Origin of the sequence: Bacillus sp. ISL-47, from assembly GCF_018613175.1 — a bacterium.
GTDB lineage: Bacteria > Bacillota > Bacilli > Bacillales > Cytobacillaceae > Cytobacillus.
In genome coordinates this window covers 1-22283 of sequence record NZ_JAGGQS010000063.1, presented here as the reverse complement: position 1 = coordinate 22283, position 22283 = coordinate 1, and the positions used below count along the sequence as shown (strand labels likewise).

The 22283-nt window shown below is 39.3% G+C and carries 27 protein-coding genes and 1 other annotated feature; of the genes, 7 read left to right on the top strand and 20 right to left on the bottom strand.

Features of this window, described 5'->3' with window-relative positions:
* Positions 1 to 111: 111 nt before the first annotated feature.
* The 3 genes from J7I93_RS20810 to J7I93_RS20800 form a co-directional block, all read right to left on the bottom strand.
* Positions 112 to 714, bottom strand: a complete 603-nt coding sequence (locus tag J7I93_RS20810; protein WP_214728134.1) for an alpha/beta hydrolase — start codon at positions 712 to 714, stop codon at positions 112 to 114.
* Positions 715 to 733: 19 nt separating this feature from the next.
* On the bottom strand, positions 734 to 1675 hold the full coding sequence (locus tag J7I93_RS20805; protein WP_214728132.1) for a ring-cleaving dioxygenase: 942 nt from the start codon (positions 1673 to 1675) through the stop codon (positions 734 to 736).
* 108 nt (positions 1676 to 1783) lie between these two features.
* Entirely contained in the window at positions 1784 to 2209 is a 426-nt protein-coding gene (locus J7I93_RS20800) for a MarR family winged helix-turn-helix transcriptional regulator (RefSeq protein ID WP_214728130.1), read from the bottom strand.
* Between the two features lie 198 nt (positions 2210 to 2407).
* Between J7I93_RS20800 and J7I93_RS20795 the strand changes: the two genes are divergently transcribed.
* Positions 2408 to 3607: an iron-containing alcohol dehydrogenase gene (locus tag J7I93_RS20795; RefSeq protein WP_214728128.1), complete on the top strand. Its 1200-nt coding sequence runs from the start codon at positions 2408 to 2410 to the stop codon at positions 3605 to 3607.
* 219 nt (positions 3608 to 3826) lie between these two features.
* On the opposite strand, the gene J7I93_RS20790 is transcribed toward J7I93_RS20795, so the two are convergent.
* From J7I93_RS20790 to J7I93_RS20775, 4 genes are all read right to left on the bottom strand, one after another.
* Positions 3827 to 4381, bottom strand: coding sequence for a DUF3231 family protein (locus J7I93_RS20790; protein WP_214728126.1), 555 nt, complete (start codon positions 4379 to 4381; stop codon positions 3827 to 3829).
* 126 nt (positions 4382 to 4507) lie between these two features.
* Complete coding sequence (locus J7I93_RS25565) at positions 4508 to 4750, bottom strand: phosphotransferase-like protein (protein ID WP_214728124.1); 243 nt, start codon at positions 4748 to 4750, stop codon at positions 4508 to 4510.
* Positions 4653 to 5063: a phosphotransferase-like protein gene (locus J7I93_RS20780; RefSeq protein ID WP_214728123.1), complete on the bottom strand. Its 411-nt coding sequence runs from the start codon at positions 5061 to 5063 to the stop codon at positions 4653 to 4655. Before J7I93_RS20780 ends, J7I93_RS25565 begins: the two co-directional genes overlap by 98 nt.
* 15 nt (positions 5064 to 5078) lie before the next feature.
* Positions 5079 to 5699, bottom strand: a complete 621-nt coding sequence (locus J7I93_RS20775; protein WP_214987944.1) for an HAD-IA family hydrolase — start codon at positions 5697 to 5699, stop codon at positions 5079 to 5081.
* 385 nt (positions 5700 to 6084) lie between these two features.
* Between J7I93_RS20775 and modA the strand changes: the two genes are divergently transcribed.
* Both modA and modB read left to right on the top strand, forming a co-directional pair.
* On the top strand, positions 6085 to 6840 hold the full coding sequence (modA, locus tag J7I93_RS20770; RefSeq protein ID WP_214728122.1) for a molybdate ABC transporter substrate-binding protein: 756 nt from the start codon (positions 6085 to 6087) through the stop codon (positions 6838 to 6840).
* Positions 6840 to 7493 (top strand): molybdate ABC transporter permease subunit, encoded by a 654-nt coding sequence (gene modB, locus J7I93_RS20765; RefSeq protein WP_214728121.1) that lies wholly within the window; start codon positions 6840 to 6842, stop codon positions 7491 to 7493. Before modA ends, modB begins: the two co-directional genes overlap by 1 nt.
* A gap of 272 nt (positions 7494 to 7765) precedes the next feature.
* Here the strand turns inward: modB and J7I93_RS20760 are convergent, their stop codons facing one another.
* From J7I93_RS20760 to J7I93_RS20750, 3 genes are read right to left on the bottom strand one after another with little or no spacing between them, the layout of a single operon-like run.
* Positions 7766 to 8245 (bottom strand): GNAT family N-acetyltransferase, encoded by a 480-nt coding sequence (locus J7I93_RS20760; RefSeq protein ID WP_214987946.1) that lies wholly within the window; start codon positions 8243 to 8245, stop codon positions 7766 to 7768.
* 18 nt (positions 8246 to 8263) lie between these two features.
* On the bottom strand, positions 8264 to 8440 hold the full coding sequence (locus tag J7I93_RS20755) for an amino acid transporter (RefSeq protein WP_214728119.1): 177 nt from the start codon (positions 8438 to 8440) through the stop codon (positions 8264 to 8266).
* Between the two features lie 12 nt (positions 8441 to 8452).
* The gene (locus J7I93_RS20750) at positions 8453 to 8959 is read right to left on the bottom strand and encodes a GNAT family N-acetyltransferase (protein WP_214728118.1); all 507 of its coding nucleotides are present in this window, start codon (positions 8957 to 8959) and stop codon (positions 8453 to 8455) included.
* A gap of 475 nt (positions 8960 to 9434) precedes the next feature.
* On the opposite strand from J7I93_RS20750, the gene J7I93_RS20745 reads away from it, so the two are divergent.
* Positions 9435 to 10373: a magnesium transporter CorA family protein gene (locus tag J7I93_RS20745; RefSeq protein ID WP_214728116.1), complete on the top strand. Its 939-nt coding sequence runs from the start codon at positions 9435 to 9437 to the stop codon at positions 10371 to 10373.
* A 59-nt stretch (positions 10374 to 10432) separates the two neighbouring features.
* On the opposite strand, the gene corA is transcribed toward J7I93_RS20745, so the two are convergent.
* Positions 10433 to 11389, bottom strand: a complete 957-nt coding sequence (gene corA / locus J7I93_RS20740) for a magnesium/cobalt transporter CorA (RefSeq protein WP_214728114.1) — start codon at positions 11387 to 11389, stop codon at positions 10433 to 10435.
* Positions 11390 to 11721: 332 nt separating this feature from the next.
* Between corA and J7I93_RS20735 the strand changes: the two genes are divergently transcribed.
* Both J7I93_RS20735 and brnQ read left to right on the top strand, forming a co-directional pair.
* Positions 11722 to 12093: a cyclic-phosphate processing receiver domain-containing protein gene (locus J7I93_RS20735; RefSeq protein WP_214728151.1), complete on the top strand. Its 372-nt coding sequence runs from the start codon at positions 11722 to 11724 to the stop codon at positions 12091 to 12093.
* A gap of 179 nt (positions 12094 to 12272) precedes the next feature.
* Positions 12273 to 12515 (top strand) — a binding site (T-box leader).
* A gap of 188 nt (positions 12516 to 12703) precedes the next feature.
* A complete protein-coding gene (brnQ, locus tag J7I93_RS20730; protein WP_214728112.1) occupies positions 12704 to 14041 on the top strand; it encodes a branched-chain amino acid transport system II carrier protein in 1338 nt (445 codons plus the stop codon).
* A 277-nt stretch (positions 14042 to 14318) separates the two neighbouring features.
* Here brnQ and J7I93_RS20725 read toward each other — a convergent pair whose 3' ends face one another.
* The 8 genes from J7I93_RS20725 to J7I93_RS20695 all read right to left on the bottom strand — a co-directional run bounded on the left by J7I93_RS20725 (position 14319) and on the right by J7I93_RS20695 (position 19901).
* Positions 14319 to 14939 (bottom strand): class I SAM-dependent methyltransferase, encoded by a 621-nt coding sequence (locus J7I93_RS20725; protein WP_214728149.1) that lies wholly within the window; start codon positions 14937 to 14939, stop codon positions 14319 to 14321.
* Between the two features lie 358 nt (positions 14940 to 15297).
* Positions 15298 to 16662 carry a S8 family peptidase gene (locus tag J7I93_RS20720; protein ID WP_214728110.1) on the bottom strand — a complete coding sequence of 455 codons (1365 nt, stop codon included), beginning with the start codon at positions 16660 to 16662 and terminating at the stop codon, positions 15298 to 15300.
* 255 nt (positions 16663 to 16917) lie between these two features.
* Positions 16918 to 17583, bottom strand: coding sequence for a hypothetical protein (locus J7I93_RS20715; protein ID WP_214987950.1), 666 nt, complete (start codon positions 17581 to 17583; stop codon positions 16918 to 16920).
* Entirely contained in the window at positions 17580 to 17732 is a 153-nt protein-coding gene (locus J7I93_RS25560; protein ID WP_214987952.1) for a hypothetical protein, read from the bottom strand. The genes J7I93_RS20715 and J7I93_RS25560 overlap by 4 nt, the downstream gene beginning before the upstream one ends.
* 10 nt (positions 17733 to 17742) lie before the next feature.
* Positions 17743 to 17928 (bottom strand): hypothetical protein, encoded by a 186-nt coding sequence (locus J7I93_RS20710; RefSeq protein WP_214728154.1) that lies wholly within the window; start codon positions 17926 to 17928, stop codon positions 17743 to 17745.
* 84 nt (positions 17929 to 18012) lie between these two features.
* Positions 18013 to 18690 carry an NAD(P)H-dependent oxidoreductase gene (locus tag J7I93_RS20705; RefSeq protein WP_214728108.1) on the bottom strand — a complete coding sequence of 226 codons (678 nt, stop codon included), beginning with the start codon at positions 18688 to 18690 and terminating at the stop codon, positions 18013 to 18015.
* 101 nt (positions 18691 to 18791) lie between these two features.
* Positions 18792 to 19307 (bottom strand): GNAT family N-acetyltransferase, encoded by a 516-nt coding sequence (locus J7I93_RS20700; protein ID WP_214728106.1) that lies wholly within the window; start codon positions 19305 to 19307, stop codon positions 18792 to 18794.
* Positions 19308 to 19526: 219 nt separating this feature from the next.
* Positions 19527 to 19901 (bottom strand): VOC family protein, encoded by a 375-nt coding sequence (locus J7I93_RS20695; protein WP_214728147.1) that lies wholly within the window; start codon positions 19899 to 19901, stop codon positions 19527 to 19529.
* Between the two features lie 228 nt (positions 19902 to 20129).
* Here J7I93_RS20695 and J7I93_RS20690 point away from each other — a divergent pair, with 228 nt between their 5' ends.
* Positions 20130 to 20831, top strand: a complete 702-nt coding sequence (locus tag J7I93_RS20690; RefSeq protein ID WP_214728104.1) for a hypothetical protein — start codon at positions 20130 to 20132, stop codon at positions 20829 to 20831.
* Between the two features lie 37 nt (positions 20832 to 20868).
* Here the strand turns inward: J7I93_RS20690 and J7I93_RS20685 are convergent, their stop codons facing one another.
* Positions 20869 to 21900, bottom strand: coding sequence for an STAS domain-containing protein (locus tag J7I93_RS20685; RefSeq protein ID WP_214728102.1), 1032 nt, complete (start codon positions 21898 to 21900; stop codon positions 20869 to 20871).
* Positions 21901 to 22283: the final 383 nt, after the last annotated feature.

Genomic DNA, 22283 nt, shown 5'->3' with positions numbered 1-22283 from the left:
ATTTACCGTCTCCTTTTTAGTTGAATTTCCAAATAACCTTGATAAGAAACCCATGCCTGCACCGCCTATTCTTTTATTCTCTTCCCTTATTAGGAATCCAATTAACTATTTTTATATTTGTTTATACCAGCGGGCTGCAGCTTGCACTTCCCCCATGGTTAATTGGTGTCCGTGATTCTCCCAATGAACTTCTACTTTTGCTCCGGCATTTTCCAATAATGACTGTAAATCTGTTGATTCCTCGGCAGGACAGATCGGATCATTTGTCCCTGCAGCGATAAATATTGGAGTACCTTGTAAATTCGGAAGCTCCACATCTCTTCTTGGCACCATCGGGTGGTGAAGAATAGCTGCTTTTAGAGCATTTTGATAGTGGAATAATAAGCTGCCTGCAATATTGGCTCCATTTGAGTATCCTACCGCCACAATATTTTCACGGTCAAATTCATACCTTACAGCCGCTTCATCAAGGAACCCATTTAATTCCTTAGTACGGAAGATCAAATCCTCTTGATCAAAAATGCCTTCAGCCAGCCTGCGGAAGAAACGCGGCATGCCATTTTCAAGCACATTACCACGAACACTCAATACAGATGCCTCTGCATCAATATGATCGGCTAATGGAAGCAGGTCAGATTCGCTGCCACCCGTGCCATGCAGCAATAATAAAATGGGTTTAGAAGGATCTTTTCCTTGTTGAAAAATATGTTTCATTCCATCATCTCCTTTATTATCAGTTATCAAGTTCTCTTACTTTAAATGGAATCAATTCACGCTCGATGCGGTCTCTGATTTTCTCATATTGTTCAGGCAGCATTAATTTTTCTCCCATAGCTTCCTGCGATTCATCATGAGTAAACCCCGGCGGATCAGTAGCAATTTCAAAAAGGATTTCTCCATGCTCCCTAAAATAAATAGCATTAAAATAGTTTCGGTCCTGAACCGGTGTAACACCATAGCCTTTTGCCTTTACATATTCTTTCCATTCCAGCTGATCTTGATCATCCTCTGCGCGCCATGCAATATGATGGACTGTTCCGACTCCCATTTGGCCACGTGTGCCTCGAACCGTTTTCAGATCAATAACATTTCCAATATTGGCCGCAGATCGGAATCGCATCCACGCTCCTTCTTTTCCAATCTTTTCAAGCCCCATGACTTCTTCAAGCAATTCAGCTGTTTTTTCAGGCTGTGATGAATAAAGAGTGGCTCCTGCAAACCCTTTAATTGCAACGTCTCGAGTCACATCGCCAAAAGACCAGGGATTGTTTTCCCCTCCTTCTCTTTCAACGATTTCCAAAAGCAATCCATGGGGATCTATGAATTTTAAATATTCTTCACCAAATCTTTTTTCAGTTGAGAAGGGGATCTTGAACTTCTCCAGTCTCTTTTTCCAATAAGTCATAGCTCCTGTTGGGACTGCATAAGAAGTGACGCCAACCTGTCCATCCCCAATTACACCTTGATAAGCTCCTGCCCAGGGGAAAAAGGTAATGATTGTGCCCGGTTTCCCTCCCTCATTTCCAAAGTAAAGGTGATAAGTGCCAGGGTCATCAAAGTTAACGGTTTGTTTGATCAAGCGCATACCCAATACCCCCGCATAAAAGTCAACATTTTCTTGAGGATGGCCCACGATTGCAGTAATATGATGGATTCCCATTGTTTGTCTGCCCATTTAATAACACCTCTTTCGCTCTACCATATTAATTTATCCTAACTGAATCCGAAAAATCTCATTCTAATTCAAGCATTTTTAATTCGAGATATAAATTAAAAAAATTTATTATTCAGTTCTTCTTTTTATTTTTTCAAGAAGGTTGTTTAAATTTTCTATTTCAATTGGATTTAACTCTTCAAAAAAAGAATCCACCCATTTTTCATGCTCCGGCATAATCTCCCTGAGTATTTGTTTTCCTTTGTCTGTTAGGGCAATATGGATAGCTCGGCGATCTTTCGGACATGCGACCCGTTTTGTAAAGCCTTTTTCCACGAGCTTATCAATCACATAAGTCATAGAACCGCTCGAAATTAAAATCCTCTTCCCAATCTCGTGGATTGTCTGCATGTCTTTATGATAAAGAACCTCTAAAACCGAAAATTCCGTCATGCTCAGGCTGTAGCAGGTGATATTTGTCCTAACACGTTCCTGGATTGCCTTGGACGTTTGCATCAGCAGAAGGAAAGTTTGGTTGGGACAAGATCTTCCCATTTTATCACCCTCTCTTTTGATACCTCGAATTAATTTATCTTGATTTCGAGATAATTATAAAATACCTTTAGAATCATGTCAAGTGAGTCATATGTTAAAAACTATATTATTCTCATTCCACATATTGACTCACCTTTAAACATAAAGGTATAAATAAATTATGATATTTGAATTTTCAGAAAGTAATGAGGTGATGAAGTGTACAACTCATATGGCAGAATCTATCAAAAAACCTTTAAGCTGGTATCGCCTATACTGCCCTGGCGTAATCCAGAATTGATAGAGGGAGTAAATAGCCTGGATAGACTGCCTGAATTTATTAAGACTAAAGCAATCAGCAGGTTATTGATCGTCACAGACAGCGGAATTCGTTCGCTTGGGTTAATGGATAGCTTTCTTCAAGGGCTGCAGAACAAAGGTATCGAATATATTATTTATGATAAAACGGTTCCAAATCCAACTATCGAGAATATCGAGGAAGCACTTGAACTATATAATAACAATCATTGCCAGGGGATTATCGCTATTGGCGGGGGTTCGCCAATGGACTGCGCAAAGGGTGTAGGTGCACGAGTTGCCAAGCCAGAAAAGAGTATTTCACAAATGAAAGGGCAGTTTAAAATCAGAAAAGAAATCCCTCCTCTATTTGCCGTTCCTACCACTGCAGGTACAGGCAGTGAAGCGACAGTAGCAGCGGTGATAACGGATAGCCGCACCCACGAAAAATATGCAATAATTGATCTCAGCCTTATGCCTCATTATGCTGTGCTTGATCCGCTGCTTACTGTAAAACTGCCTCCCCCCATTACAGCAGCAACAGGTCTTGATGCTTTAACCCATGCAATTGAAGCCTATATTGGCAGAAGCAACACGCAGGAGACAAGGAAATACAGCAAGGACGCCATTAGGCTTATTTACGGGAATCTTTACGAAGCATACAGCGATGGAACGAATTTGCAGGCACGAGCTAATATGCAAAAAGCTGCCTATTTGGCCGGAGCAGCCTTTACTAGAGCGTATGTAGGGAACGTACATGCCATCGCCCATACGCTCGGAGGATTTTATTCAGTCCCTCACGGGCTGGCAAATGCAGTGATCCTCCCGTATGTTCTTGAACACTATGGAAAGTCTGTGTATCGGTCTTTAGCCGAATTGGCTGATGCAGCCGGGATTGTTCAGGATTCAGATTCTGTTGATGAAAAAGCAGTAAAGTTTATCAACAGCATTAAATCCCTCAACAAGAAAATGGATATACCACCCAAGATCAGCGGCATCAAAGATAGGGATATCCCGGTCATGGTTGAACGTGCTTTGAAAGAAGCAAATCCGCTTTATCCAGTCCCGAAAATCTTTAACAGCGATGATATGTTTAAGCTCTATCAGCTTATAAAAGAATAAGGAACGAAACGTTTGATGCATTACCACATTCGAACGTTTTGTATTTCATACCTTAGCGGACTTCTCCACAATAAAAGTAACCTGGAGAACATAAGGTGAGAGGTACTCGCTAATTGAACACTGATGGCTGGAGCAGTCTAAATGTTTTGTGTACCGGAATGCTATCATAAAGAAAATAGAGTTCTCCAACATAAAAACCAACTTTAAAATAAAGTTGGTTTATTGTTGCGGAGATCCCGGAGGATAGTAATACGGTGGAACTTTAATCCATCCGCGCTTAATCATTAAGGTTTTTAAAACCTTACCAACTGTGACCCACTCCAGGTAAAATCCAAGCCACATCATTCCCACATCATTTCGAATCGAATCTGCTTGACCTTTGCCGCATGCTTGTAAACAAACCACCAATTTAAAAGCCACACCATTAGCAATCTCTTCATCAGTTAATTTCACGCCTAAAGGAATGTCCTTGGAACTTGATTTTGGTTTTGGTGATGTGACATCCGGCAAAGGAATACCCTCTTTTACCATAAATTCATTCAGTTCTTTTTTCTGGGATTCACATGTCTTTAGTATGTCAGTCAGCATTTCCCTTACTTCATCATCAGTTGTTGTATTTAATCCAATTTCCTCATAACGCAAAAACTCTTCCACCATTGTTAAATAGGTCCAGCAATCGCCTGCTTCAATAATGTGCAATGGAGTAGGGGGTTCATTTATGTTATCAATCGTGGTTTTAAGTGTATTCCAAACTGCTTCCAATGGATTTGGCATCCAATCACCTCAAGCCTTACGATATCCAAAAATATGGAAAATATGTAAAGATTCCTGCAAAAAAAGACAGCAAACCGCCTAGTCCTTCTTTCTTTTATATGAGCCCCTTTTTTGCTTAATGCTGTATTAGATCATTGGTTTAAAGTTAGTGATTGTTTGCAGCCATTCTTTTGGACTCTTCCATTCATTGAATTTGCTTTCGATCGTTTTTGCACAATCTTCTATACTATTTTCATATGTATTTACTTCAACATCATATCTTTCATTTTGCTTATGAACAAAATCCAGCTGGTTCTTTGCCTGGCCAATTCGGCGGTCTCCTCTGGCTCTTTCCCTTTTGGTCCAATTCGTCCAGTGGACAATGGACACCTGTGAAAAAAACTGGGTATTCCCTTAGTATTTCAAGACAATCTCTTAAAGTTTCACGATCATGCAAAACATGGTCAACCACAAGATTAATCCCTTCGTCAGAAAACATGGCGATTGACCGGTGAAAAAATTGCTCTGTCGGAACGGGGATCAGCCTCTGATTATCCCTTTCTTCCATCCGTTCAATCATAATATCAAAGTCATCCACACTAAAATGAAAGAAATCCGGCATCCTTCTCACCAGTTCCTTTGATAAAGAAGTTTTTCCGGCACTGGAGACACCGTTTAATAAAAGTATTTTTCCTTTTTGCAAATCTTTTTCCCCCGCTTATACTATTCTTAAAATATCATTTGGCTCATAAACCTTATAATCGGGCTTTGCAGCTTTTACCACTTCTACTGCATCATAGCCCCAGCCCACCCAAATGACCTTTATACCTGCCTTTTTACACGCAATAATATCCCTTTGCTCATCGCCTACATAAATGACTTCCTCAGATTTTAAGTTATTCTGTTTCAGGTATCTTCTTATTAATGTATCCTTGCCAAATATTCGGCTGGAACAAAAAATATTTGTGACACCTTTAATTTCATTGCGAACAAGGAAGGTTGTAATATTATCTTCAGAATTCGAAGATATAATGGCTGTTTGTATTCCTCTTTCATTTAGTACATCCAGGACATTTTTCATTTGGGGAAAAATCTGTATATCCTGAATGGTTTGCTGATACCTTTTATAAAACACAGGTATAATCAGTGGCATCTTATACAAAGGAAAGTTCAGCTTTTCGCTCCTCTCCCTGATTGTCATTTTTCTCAATGCATCCAATTCTTTTAAGTTTATCCTCTTAAAATTATGCTTATCCGCCATACTATTCCAAGCCGAGATGAAAACTTCTTTTGAATCAGCGATTGTACCATCGAAATCAAAGATTACATGTTTAATCATATTGTTGCTCCTTGAGCCTGGCTTTTTATTCCTGACAGAATCGCCTCCAGGTTATAGTGTTTATATAAGTGACAGACTGTATTTGTCACCGTATACCTCCAATACGTGTAAATAACACATAATAATTCGAGATTGTTTGGAGAATTCCTTTAAGATTAAAAAAAAGTGAAGCAAGATAAACCATCAATCTCCTATATCAACGAATTTTTAATTATATCAACGAAAACGAGCCATATATCAACGAATCCCGCCGATATATCAAAAAATAGGCTTTTGCGAAGAGAATGTCTATGTTTTTCAAATCTATCATTCCCGAAATAATGAATGATGGTGTTATAATATCCTTATATTGAAACCATACATACATACGGAAGGTTCGGATGGGATGAAAAGAAAATTGGTTATGGTATTTTTAGTTTTTATATTTGTGCTTTGCGGCTGCGGCCAAGAGGAAATCGAAACAAAAAAACTATATATAGTAGCTGCATCGGATTTGTATCATGCGTTAACAGAAATAGGTGATGAGTTCACCAGGGAAACGGGAATTGAGCTTGAATTCACTTTTGGCTCTACTGGCCTTCTCACGCAGCAAATCCAGGAAGGTGCTCCTTTCGATTTATTTGCAGCAGCCCAGGAGTCTTATATTGATAAGCTAATTGAAAAAAATGCAGTTGAAAAAAACTCAAAACAATATTACGCATTGGGAAGAATCGCCATTTTAAGTTCGGATTCTGACAGTGAAGAGATAAAACTTGATAAACTATTAAGCCCAGAAGTGAAATCCATAACGATTGCAAATCCTGATCATGCCCCATATGGAAAAGCAGCGAAAGAAGCATTGGAAGCCTTAGATATATGGAGTGAAATAGAGCCTAAGATCGTATATGCGGAAAATATAAGGCAGGCCTTTCAATATGTGGAATCAGGGAATGCAGATGCCGGGATTATAGCTTTGGCCTTACTGCAGGAAACCGATTTGCCATATGTACTCATTGATGAAAAAGCCCATTCACCAATTAAGCAGACACTTGCAATTCCTATACAATCAGAGAAAAAAGAAGAAAGCAAAAAATTTACTGAGTTTCTTTTGAGTAAACAGGGGCAAGAAATATTAGAAAAGTATGGGTTTGATTTGCCGTAATGGAAACGATTATTGTACCTTTAACATTATCTTTAAGGATTGCTATTTTTGCTACCATTTTAGCTTTTATCTGTGGTATTTTTTTATCCTGGTGGTTTGCTTTTAAGAAAAATCGATTGACGAAATTTTTATCTATCATTGTTACGATTCCTCTTGTTATACCGCCAACGGTTTTAGGCTACTATTTAATTTTGCTGCTTGGCAGAAATACGCATCTTGGCAAGTGGTTTGAGACGGTAACCGGAGGGCCGGTCATTTTCACTTGGAAAGCGGCTGTCATTGCAGCTATGATTGCTTCTCTGCCCTTATTGATTAGCCCCATTCAGGCAGCTTTTGAATCAATCAATAAAGATACCATTGGTGCAGCCGAGCTCGATGGAGCCAATCAATTTCAGCTTCTGCTTTATATCGTTATTCCACTCGCATATAAAGGGATATTGGCAGGGCTTGTGCTCGGATTTGCAAGAGCGATGGGAGAGTTCGGGGCCACATTAATGGTTGCAGGCAATATCCCTGGTAAAACGCAGACACTTTCTATCGCTATTTATGATGCTGTCCAGGCAGACAGGATGTCAGACGCACATCTAATGGTTATCATCTTAACAAGCGCCACGATTTTCTTTTTGTATATTATACACAGGTGGTTTAAATAAAAAAGGGTGTCCCGAAAGAATAGCTTTTGGGCACCCTCCTTTTTTCCAAAACAATAGCTCTATAGAATTGGTGATTTCTGTTCCAGGGACACAGCGAACGCAGGCGGTCCCACGCGCCTGGAGCATTCCCATCTGCAGGGTCTCCCATTGACTAACTTCTCCTCTAGGACGCTGAATTAGCTACCCCGAATTTACAACGCACTAAGCAAATGCGAATCCATTTTCGGGGATGTTGCCCCTTCGGCTCCAATCCACTATGTAAGATCAACTCACTATCTTTCTATGATATAACTATAAATGTACTGCTCACCTTTTTTCCCCATTATCCTTCGGCCGGTATCCTGGAATCCTGCTTTTTCATATAGTTTCTGGGCAGCAATATTTCGTCTGTTCACTGCTAAAACAAGCTCGCTGCAGTGGGGAAATTCCTTCTTCAAAAATGGCTGCAGCAGAGCCATGCCCTTCCATGCATAACCTTTCCCCTGCTGCGAAAAAGTAATGGACAGCGCGGTCAGAAGCATAGCCGTGGGATTTTCAGTAAACTCTTTAACTCTTTCGGTAGTATGCAGGATAAAAAAGCCTACAGGATAATCGTCTTTGGTTATAACAACGGGGAATTGGCCCTCTCGCGTTTCCAAAACTTCTTTCGGCAATGCAGTAAACTGTGCCTGCTCCTCCGGAAGCTCGAAGGAAACTAGTGCGTCCTTATGCTCTGCACACAATTTTTGCAGATCGATTTTCTCATTATTCATATCCATCCTCCTGAAAGGTCAATCCAAAAAATTCATAATGATGATAAACAGGACCGATACAGCAAAGAAGATAATAAAGAAATATCCAAAAAACCTTAATGGTCTCGGAAGCTTCTTTAATTCCACATTAGCTGGATACCCTTCAATCTTATTTAAATGGTCCGTCGCATCGTTAAATGTTTTTTTATCCTGCAAACTATCCTCTCCTTATACATTTTTATAATAAAGAACTGTTGCATCTAGTTCTCCGCCAGCAGATTGCGCATAACCAGGAATTTTACCAGCTTTGATATAGCCAATTGACCGATAAAGATCATTTGATGGGTCTCCTTCTCTTGTATCAAGAACGAGCAGGGTTCTGCCAACCCGCTTTGCTTTCTCCTCAGCCGTTTGCATGAGTAAACGTCCAATGCCCTTCCGGCGTATAGTAGTATCTGTCATTAATTTTGCGATCTCTGCGCGATGGCTGCCATTCTGTTTCGTGCATAAATGCAGCTGTACTGAGCCAACAACTTTACCATCCATACGTGCTAAAAATAAGATGACATCATCCGACTTTATGATTCCTGCCCAATATCCCTCCGCTTCCGGTCTATCTAATGGCGGCAAGAAACCTATCGAAGCTCCTTCCTCTACTACCTTTATTAAAAGATCTGCTAACTCAGCTTCATATCCTTTAATGGAAAAAACCTCTAGTATCTCTATTTTCTCCATACCGGCCACCCCTTCTTTCTAATTCGAACTGTTAATTCAGTTCTTCTCGCTTTAGCCTTTTGCCCTCTTCTTCCAAATAATCAAGTCTCTTATGGATTCTAAGTAAGGTCGGCAGGAATGCCATTATGACAATCTCTAACCACCCCACACTCGATTCCCCCATCAAACAGCATTCTATAAATATTCCATTCTATAAATTGTTTTCCTCCTTGGATATAACAGTCAATTAAAAATTTTCCGCATAAAAAAGAGGTTAAAAGTTTTAGTTGCAGCCCCCACCTTACGAATATATGATAAAGGTATACCACTAAAGGAGTTGATATTTTTGAGCAGCTACGGTTCCTTAGAACCCGACCCTGAGAATTTGCAGGAGGAAGCGGGACAAATCTGTTTGTTGAGCGGAAAGTGCTATTTCTTAATTATCAACAATGTTAGAGGTATCTTTGCTTCCTCTTTATAACGAGGAGGTTTTTTTATGATTGAAATTTATAAAACAGATCAGGATTGCAAAGTAATGTCTGCTGAAGAGATTACCAAGGGATGCTGGATAAACATGGTTAAGCCTTCGCTTGAAGAGGTTGAGCTCGTGTCCAATAAATTGAATGTTCCTGTTGAATTTATAAAAAATGCATTGGATGACGATGAATGGTCACGTATTGAAAAGGAAGACCAAAATGTTTTTATCATCATTGACTTTCCCTATATGACACATGACGATGCTGGTTTTCCCATTTATGAAACAATTCCGATTGGCATTATTATGACAGATAATTGCTTTGTAACCGTTTCTTCAAAAGAAACGCCCATTTTGGAAGTATTTAAGAAAAATAAAGTTAAGGGCTTTTATACGAATAAGAAAACCCGTTTTGCCCTGCAAATCTTATATTTTATTTCTACTTACTACCTGCGCTATCTTAAACAAATTAATCGAAAAACGAATGAAATAGAGCGGGAACTTCACCAGTCTTTAAAAAATAAAGAATTATATGCTTTTCTGGCTTTAGAAAAGAGCCTTGTTTATTTTACAACCTCACTTAAATCCAACAAAGTGGTTCTGCAGAAAATACTGCGGATGAATTATGTAAAGATGTATGAAGAGGATAAGGACCTGCTTGAGGATGTCATGATCGAAAATCAGCAGGCAATTGAAATGGCAGAAACCTATAGTTCCATTTTAAGCGGTATGATGGACGCTTTTGCCTCTGTCATATCAAACAATTTAAACATGGTGATGAAGTTTCTGACTTCCGTAACCATTATCTTGGCTTTGCCTACCATGGTTGCAAGCTTCTTTGGTATGAATGTGACCTTGCCTTATCAGAACCATCCTTATGCTTTTGTTATGATTCTTATCGTCGTTTTCCTTTTATCAAGTTTCACTGCGCTTATTTTTTGGAAGAAAAAATTCTTCTAACGAAAAAGCTGTGCCGCCATTAATGCGACACAGCTTTTTCAAATATTCAGTTCGTTTAACTATCTAAACCAGCCTTTCTTTTTGAACCACCAAAACATCCCGGAAGCAATGATAAACATTAATAAAAGGGTTTCATAATAGCCATATTTCCAGGTCAGCTCTGGCATGTTTTCAAAATTCATACCATAAATCCCGGCAATAAACGTCAGTGGCATGAAAATAGTTGTAATGACAGTCAGCACTTTCATCACACGGTTCGTCTGATGCGAGTTTATTGATAAATAACTGTCTCTTATATCATTCGTCAGTTCTCTGTTACCATCAATCATTTCGGTCAGTTTTAATAAATGGTCATGTATATCCGCAAAATACTCATATCTTTCCTTCACACCTTTCAGCCGGTGTGAATTGATCACTCGATAAATAAGGTCTCTCATCGGAATAACCGTGTATCTAATCTGCAATAAATGATGCCGGATATCGAATAACTTCTCCAGCAGCTCCTCCATAGATTCGTCATTTGGATTATCTTCGATCAGGCTTAATCTGTCTTCAAGCTGATAGACGATTGGAAAATAATTATCGACGATTTTATCAATGATATGATACATCACCAAATAGGGATCCCATTTATTTATTTTTTTGCTGAAATTTAACCGATCCCATACTTCATTTATTTCTTTTGATGCTTCATGGTGGTAAGAAACGATGTAATTGGAGCCGATGAAAAAGTTAATTTCCTGCTTATTTTCATCAATATGATTTAAGCTATGTGTTACAAAAAAACTATAATCTTCATAGTAATCCATTTTGGGCCGCTGCAGTTTTACAATGCAATCTTCTATTGCTAAAGGATGAAACTCAAATGTCTTATCCAGCTCTGCTGTTTCTTCTTCTGTTGGCTCATCAAAATCAACCCAAAACCATTTAAAATGAGCAGATTCTGCTTTCAAAACTTCTAAAGAAACGTCTTTGCTTATTTCATTCTTCTGATTAACCGCTTGAATTCTAATCATGTTATTCTCCTAAAATCTATGTTTATAAAATATTTTTGACTTTTTTAATGACTATTTCCTGAACAAATAGAAATAGCGTCCGCCTTCGAATTCACCTTGTAAACGGAGCTAGAAAATGCTTAACAAGCTGACGAGAGGGAGTGCGCCAATAATTCCTCCGTAGAAAAAGATTATAACGTATTATAGGATATAAAAAAAAGAAAAGCAGGGTTCCAATATCTGATTTCGGGAAGATTCGCCATTCAAGGCTAAATGTGGTACAATGACACTGTATGAAAATACTGAAGGGGCTTACATTTTCTTAAAAATCCCTAATTAAGGAGCAATAACTTATCGAGAAAATTAGCGTTTTCCTTGATGACTACCGTTCAGCGCCAGAGGGATATGTTTTAGCAGAAACCGTCGATGAATGCATGGATTTGCTGCAGACTTTTTCAATTGAACATCTCTCATTAGATCATGATTTAGTGCATCCAGACAGAAATGGCTTTTTGCTCGTACAATTGATGGTTCAGGAAAAATTATTTGCTAACCGCATCACCATCCATTCTGCCAATTCAGTCGGTGGAAAAGCAATGTACAAGCATTTAAAACAAGCACAGGAAGATGCTATTATGTGTCAATCAATTATTGTTGCTTTAAGACCTCTGCCTTTAAATTTTTATCCTCCAGGTTTTATGGAGCATTATTTGGAAACCATTTAAACAACTGCTTAATGAATATAAAAATAAATAATATATCAAAAAAGAGCCCAAATGGAGCTCTTTTTTTGATATATCCTTCTTCATCGCTGGGAAGCGTTATTGCTATTATTTAAAAAAGGAAACAAAATTGACGAAAAATATTGACTTCTCTATTTTTGTCTGATAAATTATTTTTAAATAATAAATCGCTGACGAGAAGAGTAAGTCAGGACCACTGTTCCGAAGAGAGCCCGCATTTGGTGAAAGCTGGCGTTCAGTGCCTGTCTGAAGATCATCTCCGAGATGCAAAGCTGAAATAGAGTAAGCTTTGACGGGTTTTCCGCCGTTACAATGGAACGCGTATGATTGTACGTAGCTGAGTGCTGCAGTTTTTTGCAACTGCAGAATTAGGGTGGTATCGCGAGCACAGACTCGTCCCTTTTATAGGGACGGGTCTTTTTTATTTTTTCGCTCTTTGATATCCACTCAAAGAGTCAGCGAACATCGGTCGGTCCGACGCTCCTCGGCGCCTGTGGGGTCTTCTCCCGCTGGCGATCAAGCACCAGGGTGCCAATAACAACAATTAGCTTTAAAAATGGTTATGTTAAAAACAAAGGAGAGTATACTCACTATGAAGAAATTTGACAGCTTATTTATCGGACTCATGTTATTTTCAATGTTTTTCGGAGCAGGTAATCTAATTTTCCCCCCATTTCTTGGAGCCCTATCCGGCACTTCCTTTTGGATGGCCATGGCCGGATTTATTTTAACAGCAGTTGGATTGCCTTTTGTTGTCCTTCTTGCTATTTCCCTTGCTAAAGGTGGTGTAAATGCGATTGCCAGCCGTGTGCATCCTCTTTTCAGCACAGTATTTATGGTTGTTATCTACCTATCAATCGGGCCGTTCCTTGCCATTCCGCGAAATGCAAGTGTTGCGTTTGAGATGGGGGTTATGCCTTTCTCGAATGAGTCCTGGAATTCCACACTTGTATTGTTCTTGTATACAGCGGTTTTTTTCTTACTCGTTTATGTGATCAGTTTAAACCCATCCAAAATGGAGAAATTCATGGGCCGCTGGATTACACCTGTTCTACTTCTTTCAGTGGTTGTCCTTTGTGCTGTAGCTCTGGTTAATTTGGACGCAACACAACTTGCACCTGCAGGCGGCTATGAGAGCGGCGCATTTTTCAAAGGCTTTCTTGAAGGCTATAACACCATGGATGCACTTGCTGCACTTGCTTTTGGAATTGTGATCCTTACAGCCATTCAGAAAAAAGGTGTACGTGATGAAAAGCAATTATCCCGCCATACCTTAAAAGCCGCTCTGGTTGCAGGTACTTTATTGGCATTAGTATATGTCTCTCTAGGCTTGATGGGCGGAAAAATGGCTGCTCACGACACATTTGAAAACGGTACAGCTATTCTTTCATCTGCATCTACTTTATTATTCGGTAAAGCTGGTACAGCCTTCATCGGCTTTATCTTTACGCTTGCCTGTTTTACCACTGTTGTCGGCTTAACAACAGCATGTGGCCAATATTTTTCAAATCTTTTGCCAAAAGCAAGCTATAAATCCATTGTCATTGCGGTTACACTTGTTGGTTTTACCTTATCAAATCTAGGATTAAGCCAGATTTTGAAAGTATCGGTGCCTTTCCTTGTTACTGCTTACCCATTAACCATCGTACTTATTACACTTAGCTTTTTTAATGGCTATTTTAAACATCCGCGAAAGGTTTATGGAAGTGCGATGCTATTCACCGGAGTATTTGCTGCATTGGGCGGTTTAAGCGCATTCGGCCTTGAACTTGGAGCTCTTCAAAGCTTGAGAAACATCCTTCCTTTTGCTTCAGTCGGTATGGAATGGGTCCTTCCTGCCCTTGCAGGTACGGCAATCGGATTGCTTTTAAGCAATACCGGCAAACAGGAACCCGCTGCAGCAGAGCAGCTGGATGCCAAAGCTTCTTAATACTAGCACTTTTAAACTTGAGTGTTGAATTACATTAAAGCTTTAATACTGCTATTCCCGAAAAAAAAGGCTGCTCGCTTGCCGGCAGCCTGTTAATTATTTTTGGTTCTTTTCTAAATGATTGTTGTTTTTAAATAGAAAATGTAAATAATAGTATTGATAAATAAGATTAATAGATTGGAGTACACAGTGCGAGATCCAACCAAACAGGGTGCTAAAAAACAACAATTAGCATTTACAGAGGCATTTTATTAATCCCGCCTTCAATGAAATATCTCTAGGTTTTAAAAAGCACTATTTTTCTATACATCCCATTGAACAGGATAGGACTATTTTCTTTTATGGATAGGTTCTCATTGTGATTTTCATACAACCTTTCGAAATCTCTTCCAATGTCAGTACCTAATACCTGTATAAATGGCCTAAGGAACTTCTTAAATATTGGAAGCTTTTTTCCTTTTGGAGAGAACTTATCAAATATTAATATCTTGCCATTCGGTTTTAAAACTCTTACTATTTCCTTCATACATTTATCCTCATCTGGAACAACTGACAAAATCAGACTTGCCACAACTAAGTCAAAATGATTAGCTGGAAAAGCCATTTCTTGTGCATCCATATTCAAGAACTTGATTGAAGTTGATTTAAATTTGGCTCTTGCCTTGTTTAACATCGCATAGGAATAATCAATAGCAGTAATATCGAACTTATTAGTGTCAATTAATTCTAAATCGGCTCCCGTACCAACGCCAACAAATAGAATACTTTGATGTTCACCCTCAAAAATGCCTTCTCTAAATATCTGTTTTCGAGCTTTAAGGAATTTACCTGAATTGAAAAACTTGTCGTAAACGACAGAACCGAGTTTATAAATAAATTTATTCCAACTCTTATTCATCATTCACCCCCTTATCAATAAAAGCTTATTCAATAATTCCGCCTGTTAAAGGAACATTATCAATATTTCTTTTATGTATATTTTAACATATATTACCTATTCCTTTTGTTTTTCTAATTCATGGAATAAACCTTAATCGCATCAAAAAAAACCGAAGTGACAATGTTTATTGCGGTTGTGCTAATTAGTAAGCTATTTCATATGTTAATTCGTCTATAAAACAGGAAGAACCCTAATACATCAATAATAAATCGAGTATAAAATCCTGCGATTTCATACTCGATTTCACCTGTCATTTATATTTTTTCTACACTATTTGAACTACTTCCCATTAGAGAGAATCGCTTTGAATTTTCTACTAGTCTTCTTTTCCCAAAATTGAATTCCTGGCACTTATATAACCAGCCCCATACACATAGGGATTTTGATTTTCCGGAAAATCCCCCCATGCATCTGCGCCATTCATAAGCTTCACTTTTACTAAATCTGGTGACAGCTGGCGGTTGCTTTCCAAAATTAAGGCAGCAACTCCTGCGCAAATCGGTGTAGCCATTGATGTTCCGGATAAGGAGAAGTATTCAGTGCCGACCCGTGCTGATTTTTGAAGCTTATCCAAATAGGAGTTTGGCGACCGCAATGATATGATATTTACACCAGGTGCTACAACATCGGGCTTAACCAGCTCACTTGCCAGCGTTCCCCGGCTTGAAAAGTTTGCTATTGTATCACCTTCACGGTCAGGTGTGTCACGATCGTCCATTGCACCAACTGTTATGACTTTCTTACTAATGCCCGGACTGGCAATCGTTCCAAAATTCGGACCTGAATTCCCAGCTGCAACACAAACAACAATACCTGCATCCCATGCTGCCTCTACCGCTTTTACCATCATATCTTCCTCTGGATCGCCTACAGGTGAGCTTCCAAGGGACATGCTGATAATATCAATTTTAGGTTTAGTATTTTGGTCCCTGTTATAATCAATGCACCACTGGACACCTGCCATGACGGTAGATAAGGACCCTGATCCAAGCTTATCAAGAACTTTTACCCCTATGAGATTTGCATTCGGAGCAGGTCCCCGATAAACGCCTCCGGATGCGATGCCATTTCCCGCAGCATCCCCGGCACAATGGGTACCATGGCCATTATCATCATAAGCGTCTGGGCGGTTGTTAATAAAATCCTGGAATTCAATAATTCGAGTCTGCTGAGTATCAGGGTTCTGCAAATCCTGGTGCGGGTAAATACCCGTATCGATGACAGCTATCGTAACATCTTGTCCTGTTAAGGAGCTGCTATCCCCAAGTGCTGCTCCTGCCTCAACTGAGGGGGTGGCAACGTCTAGTAGAGCTTGTACTTTCCGATCGTAATAGATTTTGTGTATATGGGAGCAAGAAGTTAATAGATCGTCCAGAGCAGCTGGTGTCATCTCCATGCTGCAGCAGGAAATACTAGAAAAGCTTCTGTTTACTTTTGCTCTAAAATGCCTTTCAGAAATAACTTGGCTTTCTTTTACTGCATCAGAAAAACTGCAGTCATTTTTAAATTCAACGAGTACAGGGAAGCTTCTTGTTCTTTTTAGCACTTTTTCCAAAGGAGAATGCAAAAAACAAGGTGTCCATTTAAAAGGGGTATAAAGGTGAATCAAATCCTGGCGCAGCTGTAAATCCAATTTATCTGCATGTGTGCGAACCATTTGTATCATTGAAAATCCAAACATGTTTGACCTCCTTTCCATAAGCTAGTAACAAGCTATGAAAAGGAAGAAAAAAGGGAACGGTATTTGTCCAATACGCTAAAAGAATGACAAAATAAAGGAGGCTGCCCGGCCTCCCCTCTATTTAATATGCTATTAAACTAGCATACAAGTATGACAATATTTTTATCCTAATAGCCCTTTTCCTTATGGCTTTACCTGTTCGCCTTCTAGTTTTTTATAAATATAGCCTCTTAATTTATCTTACACTTATTCAATTTAAATATAATCTTTGATCCAAATTGCTTTTGTATAGGCAATTTTAAGCCCTGCCTTTTCCATATTATTCTGGCTGATCGAACCAAATCTTGCCTGCCCTGTGATGAGGCTGCAATTATGGGTTATGGCCTGATAGATACGTGCTTGAATTAATGCTGATTGGACTCCTTTGTTTCGCAGCCCCGAAATAGTTGCGGCTGCAGCAAGAGTTGCAATGCCATTTTTCATATAAAGCACTCCAATGCCAGCTGGTTCATTGCCAAGATAAGCAAGGTAAAAACTCCAATTGCTGCTGTCAAAAAGGACCTCATTGTTTTCTGATATACCGTTCTTCAGGAAATCAGGCATCCCAAATCCTTTTGTATAAATATCGCCAAATAGATTGAATTCGTGTTTCTTCAGCTTGCGAATTTCAATAGCAGAATTTATGGGTGAGTCAACTAGATAAGAGGGTTCTGCAAACATCGTTGTATGGAAGTCACATTGATAAAACCCTTTGTTGTGAAGGAATTTTAATAAAGCAGGTGAAGCATGCGATGGTGTTAATTCTAAGCGGACAGGTATTTCTTTTGAGCTGTAGAAATCGATTATTTCATCAACAGCTTCTTCGCCCCCATCTTTTAAGCCTTTAACAAGATTAAAAGCTGGCCCAGGAATATTTTTCACTGAAAAGGCAATGGCATTTCGAAATTTTTTATGGCCACTCCCATGGGATTTCCATTCCTCTTCTTAATAGCCGTTAGCCTGGACACAAGTGCATCAGTTTCTGCCTGATCCAGTTTATCTGCAAGCTCAGTATTCATTACCAGATTCATAGTTGCCACCTCAATCATCATCTTTTTTCAAGCGGCCAAAGGCATGAAGAACCTTATAGCGCTTAACTGCAAGAATGCCTAGCCACTTTCTTCGTGCAATCTGAAATTCATTTTCAAACTGTCCACAGCTCCAGGGAATATCCCAAATCCCATCACTTAAATTTTGTTCTATGTAAAAGTCCTGACCTCCCAGCATTTCCCTTAGAATAATTCTTCTCTGTTAGAATGCCATTTCCTTTTTTATTGCCTAAAAAAAAGGAAAAGAGTACAAGCTCTTTTCCTAATCGATCCACTTAACAACATCATCAAACGGCCTGCGGGTCTTTGCCCTTGGCTCTTTTACACGGTACCCAAAAGCAACCATAACTGAAAGGCCAAAGCTGCCGTCCTCCAGTAATCCCTCATCATTCAATAGCTTATTCATTTTTTCAATATCAAAGCCTTCAATTGGACAAGAATCGATGCCAATCTGGGCCGCAGCTGTCATCATATTCCCAAGTGCTATGTAGCTTTGTTTGCACGCCCAGTCAAATAACGGACGATCCCCATCCAAAAGGTTAAAATCAGACTTTTGGAATTCTTCAATCCGCTTTAAATAATTGGCCATAAATTCTTCATGCATGCCTAAATTATTTTTAAAATGATCCTGTAAATATTCCGAATCATACCTGGTATCTTTTTTGGTTCTTGCCAGTATTAATACAAAATGACTTGCCTCTGGGAGTTTCCCATATGCCCCCCAGGAAGCATTTTTAATCTTATCGCGAAGCTCTTCATTCTGGACAACCACAAAACGCCAAGGTTCGAACCCGAATGAACTTGGGGACAAACGCCCCGTTTCCAAAATAAAACGGAAATCATCTTCTTCAATCTTTTTGTTAGGATCGAACTCTTTTGTTGCATGCCTGGAATGATAAGCATTCAAAATTTCTTCTTTTAAAACTTCCTTATTGCGCAAACCAAAACACTCCTTTTCATTAATATCTTCTTAAAAGTAACATACAGCAAAAATACATTCATGAAATAAGCATTTTAGTTTATCCTACTATTGTGAATTTATTAGTTTCGAAGGCTCTTCTGGTATTTGCAATGCCCGTCAGTTACTCCAATGCGTTCAAACCCGTTATTTTTGTAAAAAGCCTTCAATTTTGGGTTGCTTTCGACACAATCAAGCTTAAGGTATTGTTTATCAGTTGTTATTTCTTCATCAATCCATTTTAAAACGGCTGCACCCAGACCTGTTTTCATAAATTTTGACTTCACCGCAAGCCTATGCAAATAAAGAGAGTCATGATTCGCTTCTTCACCAAAAATATGCTTGTCCCAGTCGTTTTGCACAGAGGATAAAGTAAAGGTTGCCGCTAGTTCATCATCCTTTGTAACAAGATATGTGTTCCCCTTAGAGACGGACTCCTTTATTTCATCATCTTCGCCGCCTTCCAATAAATATTGCCATTGGTCAATTCCTTGCGAGCGAATCCATATGGCCACTTCTTTCAGCATATCTATGATTTGTACGCATTCACCTTCACTGGCCGTTCTAACTTGATAACCATCAAGAATATTTGCCTGCATCACACATACCTCCTAATCGATAAATCCATCGAAAATCCTAAGCACGCCTCTGCATTGTATCCCGCTTTCAAAAATGTCTTCTATATAATGGCGCACAAAAACCAGTAAAATCAGTACAGGCCCTCTATATGGCTAACACCCTCGGACAAGTTAAGATCCTCTGAATCCTTCTTGTCTTTTTACAAAGTGAAGCTCCATATTAGTTATCCTCCTAATCTATTAGCCTAAAATGCGTTTAATCTGCGCCTTCTTCTCTTTCTCTTCAATGTATTCAAAAAAGCCTATCCCATTTCCCCACGGATCGGTAAAGGTCCCCCATTTAACAGGAACCTCTTTTCTTGAAAAAATCTCGAAATGTTCCACCCTTAATTGATTCATAACCCTGTCACGCTCACCCTCCAGATCTTTTACACCCAGCCGAATCGGACCGCTTCGATCACTGGGAAGCCCTTCAGCCACCTGGAGCCAGCACCCAGGAAGGAGCTCCCACTCTGCAAATCCCTCATGGGGGACAAAATCCGGTTCCTTATTAAGCAATGTCTCATACCATCTCTGCCCCTCTTTAATATCCGATACGCGAATTTGAACCGTCATCTCATAGATTACATCAAACCCTCCTATTCTATTCCAATTTATGTATTTCGGTAAACCTTTTCTGTTTCCTGCTTTTGCAGCTTTATCGTTAAATAACTCTAATTTAAAGCAGTGAATATTTGGTTCGCCCACTGATGTAAAAGTTGGATTACCCTTCAAAATACAAAAACGTAAATAAAAGCGTAACTATTTTTTGGAATTTCCGTCCATTTAGTAAGGGGGAATAACATGAAAATTCCAATTGTATTTATCATACTTTTATCACTGCTATCCGGCTGCAGATCAATGCCTTTTGATACACATACAGTAATTGATTGGGTTGATTTTATAAAATGGGAAGGCAGGGAATATAACGGCATTTATACAGGTATTTTAGCAGACGAAAAGTTCTTGGGAGAAAAGGCTGGAGAGGTAAAATTCCGGGTTGCAGACAATGTCACGAACCCAAATTACAAAATTCAAAATGGAGATGCAGCTTTTCATGAAAAAGGAACAGAAATCTATGCAATTAAAGGGCAGCCAGATCTAATTGCTGTTAAAAACCCGGACGAAATTAACGGATATTCTGTCTACTATTCAGTGGAAAATGAGGAGTTTAACTGGCATTTTGATGACATGCCTGCTGAGCGTGTAGAACGAATTGAAATCTACAGGCTCTACACACAGAAAGGAGACAAAAAGATTTTAGAACTAAAACAGGAGGATGACCTTAGCCATTTTCTGCAGCTGCTAAAAGACAGCAAGAACCAGCCAGGTTTTAATCCGAATACAGCAAAAGGAGACCCTATTTTCTATAATATGATTTTTTATACAGGTGAACCAGTTGCCTACAAATTCAATATGCAGTTTGACGGCACCGTCTATTACTGGCACCCATGGGAAACAGCCATTTTGCCAGACGCCATAAAAGATTTTATTTTAGAGCCGTAAAAAACAGCATTGATCCCAAATGCTGTTTTTTGCGGCTCTATTTCTTTTTTGCAATTTCTAGTCCCAATTGTTCCAAAGCATATGATATACCTTGCTGCAGGATAGAAAAGCACGGAATTTTTGTTACGGTATTGCCTCTTTCGATTATTTGTGCACTTAATTCTGGTGATATGCCGACGAATATGCATTGAGTGCCCAATAATGAAGCTGCTTTTACAAACTTTTGCAGGAAATCGAGTGTGTATTGGTCGACACCCTTTAACGCCGTTAAATCCAATATAAGGTACTCAGCCTTATATCTAGGTAAATTCAATAGCGTCCTGTTTAAAAGTTCCTCCGCTCTAAGCTCTTCATATTTTCCAACCAAAGGAATGACCAAAATGGAGTCAATGACCGGAATGATCGGTGATGATATTTCTTTAATAATTTCAGATAATACTCTTGTCTGTTCAGAGATTTTTTGTTCCATTTCTTTTTGGGCAGACTGAGATTGCTCTTGGATCATGGCATTTACATTCAGTGATGGCGTTATTTCAGATTCAAAGAACTCGTATTCGGAATACTCGTCCCCTTGTACCTGGCTTTTTACTACCTTGTACCACACCTTAGTTTCAAATAAGCCGCTTAATACTCCTGCCCAATGCCCCGGCAGAAAAGTGCCTTCTGTTTCTTTCTTTTGGGCCATATTGATTTTATATTCCCAGCCATTTTTGACACGCACGACAGCTTTCCTTTCCTCCAGGCAGAACGATACAATGTCGGTTTTCCCCCAGCCGGCAGTTAAGTAAATATTCGGGAGGTGGCTTAGGACGGTTTCTTTTTCTTTATCGGATTCCAAATAAAATTTGCTTACAATTTTACCCGTACGGTAGCCAGCAGTTTCAAGAACCAGCTTGGCGGGCTTTTCACCGGAGATTTCCTCAATTGAGTCAAGCAGAGTTTTAAAGGCTGTATTCACCCAAAAAAGTACTACCTCGTCATTTTCAAAATTAAAGGTTCCCTCATCAAGATCCCAGTCAAAAAGAGAACCATTGACATCCACTTCATACTTGGAAGATTTAGACTCCATCGAATGTCCTCCCTGCGTTTTAATAGATTGAATTTTTTCCTGCAGTCATCTGTTTATGAACATTACTATTCTACCCTCTAGCTTAATTTGGAGTCAAAAATAGATATGCAGTCTGGTAATAAATAAACAGGCAGGGTTAACAGAGCTTAGAATAAGGCTGTTTTCGTATAGGTTGTTGGTTTTGGACTATAAAGCTTGCCCGTTGATTTCCGCTCCAGTCACTCAAGCTGCCGCGTGGAAGAACTGAGTTCCTCGGCGTTTCACGCCTGCGGGGTCTCCCGCTTCCTCTCTTCCCGCAGGACATTGAATAAGCTCCCTCGAATAAGCATCTCGTCTTAAGAAAATGCGAATGCATTTTCGAGGATCAAGTGCCTTCCACTCCA

What these genes read in the sequence shown, in the direction of transcription:
- corA (WP_214728114.1), bottom strand. Translation starts at nt 11,389, where the DNA reads ATGATTAGAATTCAAGCGGTTAATCAGAAGAATGAAATAAGCAAAGAC.
- J7I93_RS20720 (WP_214728110.1), bottom strand. Translation starts at nt 16,662, where the DNA reads ATGTTTGGATTTTCAATGATACAAATGGTTCGCACACATGCAGATAAA.
- J7I93_RS20800 (WP_214728130.1), bottom strand. Translation starts at nt 2,209, where the DNA reads ATGGGAAGATCTTGTCCCAACCAAACTTTCCTTCTGCTGATGCAAACG.
- J7I93_RS20750 (WP_214728118.1), bottom strand. Translation starts at nt 8,959, where the DNA reads ATGGAGAAAATAGAGATACTAGAGGTTTTTTCCATTAAAGGATATGAA.
- J7I93_RS20760 (WP_214987946.1), bottom strand. Translation starts at nt 8,245, where the DNA reads ATGAATAATGAGAAAATCGATCTGCAAAAATTGTGTGCAGAGCATAAG.
- brnQ (WP_214728112.1), top strand. Translation starts at nt 12,704, where the DNA reads ATGAAGAAATTTGACAGCTTATTTATCGGACTCATGTTATTTTCAATG.
- modB (WP_214728121.1), top strand. Translation starts at nt 6,840, where the DNA reads ATGGAAACGATTATTGTACCTTTAACATTATCTTTAAGGATTGCTATT.
- J7I93_RS20690 (WP_214728104.1), top strand. Translation starts at nt 20,130, where the DNA reads ATGAAAATTCCAATTGTATTTATCATACTTTTATCACTGCTATCCGGC.
- J7I93_RS25560 (WP_214987952.1), bottom strand. Translation starts at nt 17,732, where the DNA reads ATGAATCTGGTAATGAATACTGAGCTTGCAGATAAACTGGATCAGGCA.
- J7I93_RS20685 (WP_214728102.1), bottom strand. Translation starts at nt 21,900, where the DNA reads ATGGAGTCTAAATCTTCCAAGTATGAAGTGGATGTCAATGGTTCTCTT.
- J7I93_RS20710 (WP_214728154.1), bottom strand. Translation starts at nt 17,928, where the DNA reads ATGCTGGGAGGTCAGGACTTTTACATAGAACAAAATTTAAGTGATGGG.
- J7I93_RS20745 (WP_214728116.1), top strand. Translation starts at nt 9,435, where the DNA reads ATGATTGAAATTTATAAAACAGATCAGGATTGCAAAGTAATGTCTGCT.
- J7I93_RS20700 (WP_214728106.1), bottom strand. Translation starts at nt 19,307, where the DNA reads ATGCAGGCAAATATTCTTGATGGTTATCAAGTTAGAACGGCCAGTGAA.
- J7I93_RS20725 (WP_214728149.1), bottom strand. Translation starts at nt 14,939, where the DNA reads ATGAATAAGAGTTGGAATAAATTTATTTATAAACTCGGTTCTGTCGTT.
- J7I93_RS20695 (WP_214728147.1), bottom strand. Translation starts at nt 19,901, where the DNA reads ATGACGGTTCAAATTCGCGTATCGGATATTAAAGAGGGGCAGAGATGG.
- J7I93_RS20790 (WP_214728126.1), bottom strand. Translation starts at nt 4,381, where the DNA reads ATGCCAAATCCATTGGAAGCAGTTTGGAATACACTTAAAACCACGATT.
- modA (WP_214728122.1), top strand. Translation starts at nt 6,085, where the DNA reads ATGAAAAGAAAATTGGTTATGGTATTTTTAGTTTTTATATTTGTGCTT.
- J7I93_RS20810 (WP_214728134.1), bottom strand. Translation starts at nt 714, where the DNA reads ATGAAACATATTTTTCAACAAGGAAAAGATCCTTCTAAACCCATTTTA.
- J7I93_RS20805 (WP_214728132.1), bottom strand. Translation starts at nt 1,675, where the DNA reads ATGGGCAGACAAACAATGGGAATCCATCATATTACTGCAATCGTGGGC.
- J7I93_RS20775 (WP_214987944.1), bottom strand. Translation starts at nt 5,699, where the DNA reads ATGATTAAACATGTAATCTTTGATTTCGATGGTACAATCGCTGATTCA.